The sequence below is a fragment of the Legionella anisa genome, from assembly GCF_001467525.1.
Taxonomy (GTDB): Bacteria; Pseudomonadota; Gammaproteobacteria; order Legionellales; family Legionellaceae; genus Legionella; species Legionella anisa.
In genome coordinates this window covers 1-5,758 of sequence record NZ_LNXS01000028.1, presented here as the reverse complement: position 1 = coordinate 5,758, position 5,758 = coordinate 1, and the positions used below count along the sequence as shown (strand labels likewise).

The following is a 5,758-nucleotide window of genomic DNA, read 5'->3' as shown; positions in this document are numbered from 1 at the left end:
ACTTTAATCTCCAATTTGATCGCGAAATCAATTAGTTAGTCTAGACTAACTTGATTAAAGTGCCCCCTTTTTTGGGGTAGAGCCGTTTTTTAATTTCTTTTTTAGACAAACTTCCCATTTCTTTTTTATACAATTTTTCAAAAATATTGACATAATTAAAAATTAAAGTTTGTTCCATTTGTTTATAACAATTTGCGTAGTCCTTATGCCGATAGGGTATATTTTTTCCCTGCGAAACTAAGAGTCGATCAAATTCAACGGAGGGTAGCTCTCCTTGTGAACATAAGTGACCAAATAAATGGTCTTTTTTTCTAATTAATAAATTTAAAAAATCAAATGGTTTATTTCTTCGGATAGTTTCCCTTATCTTTTGATAATTTAATTGAATAATTTGCGAGCCAATACTAATTGCTTCATGCATTAAAGTTTGTGGTGTCGAAATTGCTAATATATTATTTTTATGGAGCTTTGTATTTAAATGGCTTAATCCAGCGTTTACAATTCGGCGAACTGTTTCAGCACAATTAATTCCATATGTTTTGTAATGTTCATTTTGAACTAAATATTCCATTTCTTTTAGCATGCTCTCTAAATCAAGACCATACAAACCTGAAGAGTCTTTCTGAATTGGTAATGTGACTGCTTGATCGGGCCGAATTCCATCGATGGGTTGCCGGTCAAGATTGTTAGTAATTTCTTCATCAATCTTTTTTTGAATAAATCTTCTTAAATTTGATAGTTCATTGGATAAAGGGATATGCGGGTTATTGAATTGTGATTCCCATTCAGGAAACTGCTCGTCAAGCATTTTTTTTATTGTGAGTCCAGCCTCATCTTCAAAAAAACCCGGAAGACGATTACATGTATCGTCGATGTACGCTTGAATTTTTTTTAATGGCTTGTTAAACCTTGTTAAGAAATTTTCATCTGCTTTTTTATTCTTATACTCTTTTAACAAAGGCAGCAACCTGTTTTGCAAAATGTCAGTAATAGCTTGATTTTCAAGTTGTTTAAAATGGGGAATATTTTTTTTATATAAATTATAAAGCGGCATAATATCCGCATTTTTCTTAAGAAGAACTTGACAGTCTCTTATAAAAGCTTCTAAAAAATTTATATCGTTTATTTCTTTGTCAGGTATTAAGGCGGTTTTTTCATTGAGAAACTTAATTCGTTGGCTCTCTAATGCCTTAATTAATTGCTCTAAGGCTTGCAATTTGTTAGAGGTTGTTGTGATGCCTTGTTCTGTATACTTCTTTTTAATTCTTAAAATGTTTTTTTCTATTTTTAGGTTGAGTTTGGAAAAAAGAAAAAGAATATCAAAATGCTCGGGAATGTTTCCGTTTAAAGCATTGTATAATAACTTGCCCCATTTTGATTGATGATTTTCTTTTAAAAAATTTTTTAGCTGTTTGAACACATTTTTTTGATCTTTTTTAAGGAATTCAATAAAGCTTTCAGAAAATTTTGCAGTATCATCAATCCATAATTGATTGTTTTCAAAAAAATAATCGCTTAACAGTTGTTTTAATTTTGAATTTAATTGTTCAAGCTGATTTATTAATTCAAAATCTTCAGTGGTATAAGCAGAGGTTAAGTCCATCTTTTTAGGGCCAAGCATTATGGTATGAGGAATAGGAATTTTACCTTTAATTTTCTTTTCTTTAGGTTGAAAATATTCTTGATCATTAGGTGACCATTTAAATTTTCTGCTTTTCCACTCTGCTTCATAGTCGTTGCCAGGAGTATTTAAGCTAAACGAATTATTGCTTCCAGGAAACCAACTAAAATAAACAACAATCTGTTTCGCTTGATAAACAATTTCTTCTGATCTGATAAACTGATCTGTTTCTTCTTCGTGGTGTAATGATGGGGTTATATTATTGTTGATATAATAGGGTATTCCATTGGTGTCGCAATATTTTTTTACTAAAGCCACGTTTTCTTCATTATAAGGAATTTTTAAAGCGACAGAAGCATGACCAATATTACCTCCGAATAATCCTATTTTAAGATTTTCTTTGAAGTTTGATAATTTTTTATTTTTAGTCCCCCAGGTGCGAATTTCTACAGTTCCATTATTAGAGGGAGTTGTAATGTTATGGGTTTTGGGCATCAACTTATCCGCTGAAATTAATAGGTTTCTTATTTAAGATGAAAGGTCTAATACTTATAGAAAGATAAAAAAATCATCTTTTAGGTCTTTATTTATACCATATAAATCTTAAATAATTATTAAGGGAGGTGTAAAAACATTAAGTAACGTGCAAGGCGACGCTTACTAATACGGTACGCTCGCTAATCGCTTAATTTTCAAACTTCTGACTTGAAAGGTTTTACAAAAACTAATGAAGGGTGAATTGGGGCAAGATGCCCTGAGGGGTCGTCACTTTTTTTGAGCAGTTCATTGAACTTTTAATGATCATATTGGTTCTATATCTTGTCATTCCCGCCTGCGCGGGAATGACATAAACTTAGATCAAAGTGTATTATTTGCATTAATATTGATTATTAAAAATTCTTGTGTATAAAAAAAGGTGACGATACCCCAGGGCAAGATGCCCCAACCTACTTGTTATTAATGCACTTCGCCACCGTATTTATAGCAAGCAGCGCCACGTGCAAGCTTACCTTTTTTGTATAATTTACTCAGTTTTTTTTCACATCTTTTTTTAGCTTCAGCACAGGCATCTGATGCTTTTAAAGCTTTACCTGATTTTGTAACGTCCGCATATTTGCCATTCTCGTATTGCGCAATATAGGTACATTTTTTAAATACTTTAGCACTGGCATTTTCTACAAACAAAGTCAGCATTAAGGTTGTAGCTAACATTACATTTAAAATTCGTACTTTAGTTTTCATCCGTGATCTCCTAAAAGTGCACTCAAGTATAGCTCGTTAATCGAGCTAATGTTTTGTAAATATAGCAGTACAATGCGTGGTAGTCTAATAAGCAGGACTTCTATGACATTTAGCACGGTAGGTTGGGTCAAATGGCCAACCTACTTGCTGAAAATGCTATGAGTGTACCTATGTCTTAGGAAGGACACGGTACTAAACCTTGCTTTATCTGTTTTAAACCTTGCGCCACTTTTTCTTGACTCAACGCATAACAAAAACGTAATACATGTTTTCCTTTATCCGGATTTAAATAAAAAGAGCGCCCAGGAACCACGGCAACTTTTGCCTGATCAAGTAATATGCGCGTCATGGTGGCATCATCTTTAAAACCCATACGTGAAAAATCAGCCATAATATAATAAGCCCCCTGAGGGACTGTTACTTCAAAACCAATGTCACGTAACTCACGAACAGTATGATCACGTTTTTCCAAATAGGTTTGGCACATTATTTGATAATAACTTTCTGGTAATTTGAACGCATCGATCGCCGCATGTTGTAAGGGGGTTGCAGGACACACATACAATAAATCTTGAACCAAGGCCATTTTTGCAATGACATGCGCCGGACCACTGGCATAACCTAAGCGCCATCCCGTCATATTATACGTTTTTGAACATCCTGAAATCGTGATAGTGCGATCTTTAAAATTTTTTAAACTAGCAAACGACACATGTTTATAACCAGGATAAGTAATATATTCATAAATTTCATCAGTGATAACTGCTAAATTATAGTGTTCTGCAATTTCGCCAATCGCTAATAATTCGTGCTCAGAAAAAACTTTGCCACAAGGATTACACGGCGTGCAAATGATAATCGCGCGGGTTTTAGGAGTAATCACTTTTTTAAGATCGTCGATTTGAATGCTCAAATCATCTAAATTAATAGGTACCGCTTTAACATGAACCTGATACAGCTCCAAAATATTTTTGTGGTAGCCATAGAACGGTTCAAACAAAATAACTTCATCACCTGGATTAAACAAAGACATCGTCGCACAAATAAATGCGCCAGTAGAACCGTGGGTCACCAGAACTTCTGTTTCAGCATGAACCGGGATTTTATTAAACGTTTGCACTTTATTGGCAATAGCTTGGCGTAAATTGAATACCCCTTCACAAGCAGAATACACATTTTTTTCGTGTTCAATCGCACGCACAGCAGCCTGCTTGATTATCTCAGGTGTAGGTAAATCACAAATACCCTGACCTAAATTAATGCCGCCAATTTTTTCACACTCCGTGCTCGCTGCACGAATACCAGATTGACACAAGGTTTCACTCGCCTGACTTGTTTTCAGCATGTTGTTGGTTCCTCTTTGGTTCTTTGTCCTGCATATAAGAAAAAAATTCGCGTCTCGTTATCGCTTGTCACTAAAAATCATCTATGCTCATCTGCAAAAATTGTTTCTAACTAGAAGCGTATAGGAAGGAGAGAATACCATTTAAAATTCCTACACCCAAGAATCAAAAACACAACGTGCTAATACTGCCAAATCATCTGGAGGTAATGCAGGTGTAATTGGTCTTTATTACTATGATTACATAAATTTAACTGGTATGGGGGCAGGTCTTGAATGTTATTGTTAATAATCTATGCTGAAAATTAGTATTAATTGGAGGATATGACCTAATGTTGGTTCCTGATATTATCACTTGATCATCTCCCAGGTTATTTCGGTTGGAAGGCTTTAAACCCGAATCATTTATAAGGATATTCGCATGCGCCAGTTATTGATTACACTTTTTATTTTTTTGTTGTCTCATACAGCATATTGTGCGCCTGTCTTCGAAATTATTCCTCTTGGGGTTTATGGTGGTTTGAAAGATGGAAATTTATCAGCTTATTTATTAAAGACTACCGAGAGCGAAAATTATGCAGCTCTTGATGGAGGTACTTTGGTGCATGGGCTTGACGTTGCAGTCGGTAGACAATCAATGCGTAATAAAAATGTTGAAGACTTGCTACAAAAACATATCCCGGCGTACCTCATTTCTCATGCACATCTTGATCATCTTATGGGTCTTGTGATGGCGCAACCCGAATTGCGAGAGCAGCAAACAATTATGGCGCGTGAAGAAACAATGCAGGCATTGGAGAAAAATATTTTTAATTGGTCGGTTTGGGGGAATTTTGGCGATAGAGGAGAAATTCCGCATTTGAATTATCAGCATTATCAAACGATGCCATTACTACAGTGGGTTGCTATTCCCAATACTGATTTGCACGTAAAAGCGTTCCCGTTGAGTCATGGTGGAATGGCATCAAGCGCTTTTTTAATACGTTATAAGACTGAATATATCTTATATTTTGGTGATACTGGCGCCGATAGCATTGAAAAATCGACAAACATGAGGAATATTTGGAAGGAAATTGCACCACTCATAAGAAATAAGCAGCTTCATGCCATTATGCTGGAGTGTTCCTTCTTAAATTCACAGCCAGATAACAAATTATTTGGTCATTTAAAACCAAACTTATTTATGCTTGAGTTGCGACAATTGGCGGCAATTGTTGATCCTTTAGATTTAGAAAACTCACTTCGGGGATTGTCAGTTGTTGTGACTCACATCAAACCCAGATTAGTTGACTTTGCAAATTCTAAGGAAGATACACGAATGCAGATAATCAACGAATTGTCCCAGGAAAATGATATTGGCGTAGAATTAATTAAACCTGAGCAAGGTATTATGTTAAGTTTATAATAATCAATATTAATAGTAACGGTACACTTTGATCTAAATTTATGTCATTCCCGCGCAGGCGGGAAGGTAGATTCACATTTGAAGTGCAACAGCGAAAACTTAAATGTCTCAAGGGGTGTTTTATACCCGAGGCACTTTCTAGGAGTCA

General features: G+C 35.0%; 4 protein-coding genes. 1 reads left to right on the top strand and 3 read right to left on the bottom strand.

Annotation, left to right across the window (positions count from 1 at the left end; genetic code table 11):
• Positions 1 to 40 precede the first annotated feature (40 nt).
• From Lani_RS09235 to Lani_RS09225, 3 genes are all read right to left on the bottom strand, one after another.
• Positions 41 to 2,116, bottom strand: coding sequence for a hypothetical protein (locus Lani_RS09235; protein WP_058388514.1), 2,076 nt, complete (start codon positions 2,114 to 2,116; stop codon positions 41 to 43).
• Between the two features lie 462 nt (positions 2,117 to 2,578).
• A complete protein-coding gene (locus Lani_RS09230; RefSeq protein WP_019234930.1) occupies positions 2,579 to 2,863 on the bottom strand; it encodes a hypothetical protein in 285 nt (94 codons plus the stop codon).
• A gap of 175 nt (positions 2,864 to 3,038) precedes the next feature.
• On the bottom strand, positions 3,039 to 4,208 hold the full coding sequence (locus Lani_RS09225; RefSeq protein ID WP_019234931.1) for a pyridoxal phosphate-dependent aminotransferase: 1,170 nt from the start codon (positions 4,206 to 4,208) through the stop codon (positions 3,039 to 3,041).
• Between the two features lie 418 nt (positions 4,209 to 4,626).
• On the opposite strand from Lani_RS09225, the gene Lani_RS09220 reads away from it, so the two are divergent.
• The gene (locus Lani_RS09220) at positions 4,627 to 5,610 is read left to right on the top strand and encodes an MBL fold metallo-hydrolase (RefSeq protein WP_019234932.1); all 984 of its coding nucleotides are present in this window, start codon (positions 4,627 to 4,629) and stop codon (positions 5,608 to 5,610) included.
• Positions 5,611 to 5,758: the final 148 nt, after the last annotated feature.

Bases quoted from the DNA above. Each gene is read 5' to 3' on its own strand.
- Lani_RS09225 (WP_019234931.1), bottom strand. From the start codon at position 4,208: ATGCTGAAAACAAGTCAGGCGAGTGAAACCTTGTGTCAATCTGGTATT.
- Lani_RS09230 (WP_019234930.1), bottom strand. From the start codon at position 2,863: ATGAAAACTAAAGTACGAATTTTAAATGTAATGTTAGCTACAACCTTA.
- Lani_RS09235 (WP_058388514.1), bottom strand. From the start codon at position 2,116: ATGCCCAAAACCCATAACATTACAACTCCCTCTAATAATGGAACTGTA.
- Lani_RS09220 (WP_019234932.1), top strand. From the start codon at position 4,627: ATGCGCCAGTTATTGATTACACTTTTTATTTTTTTGTTGTCTCATACA.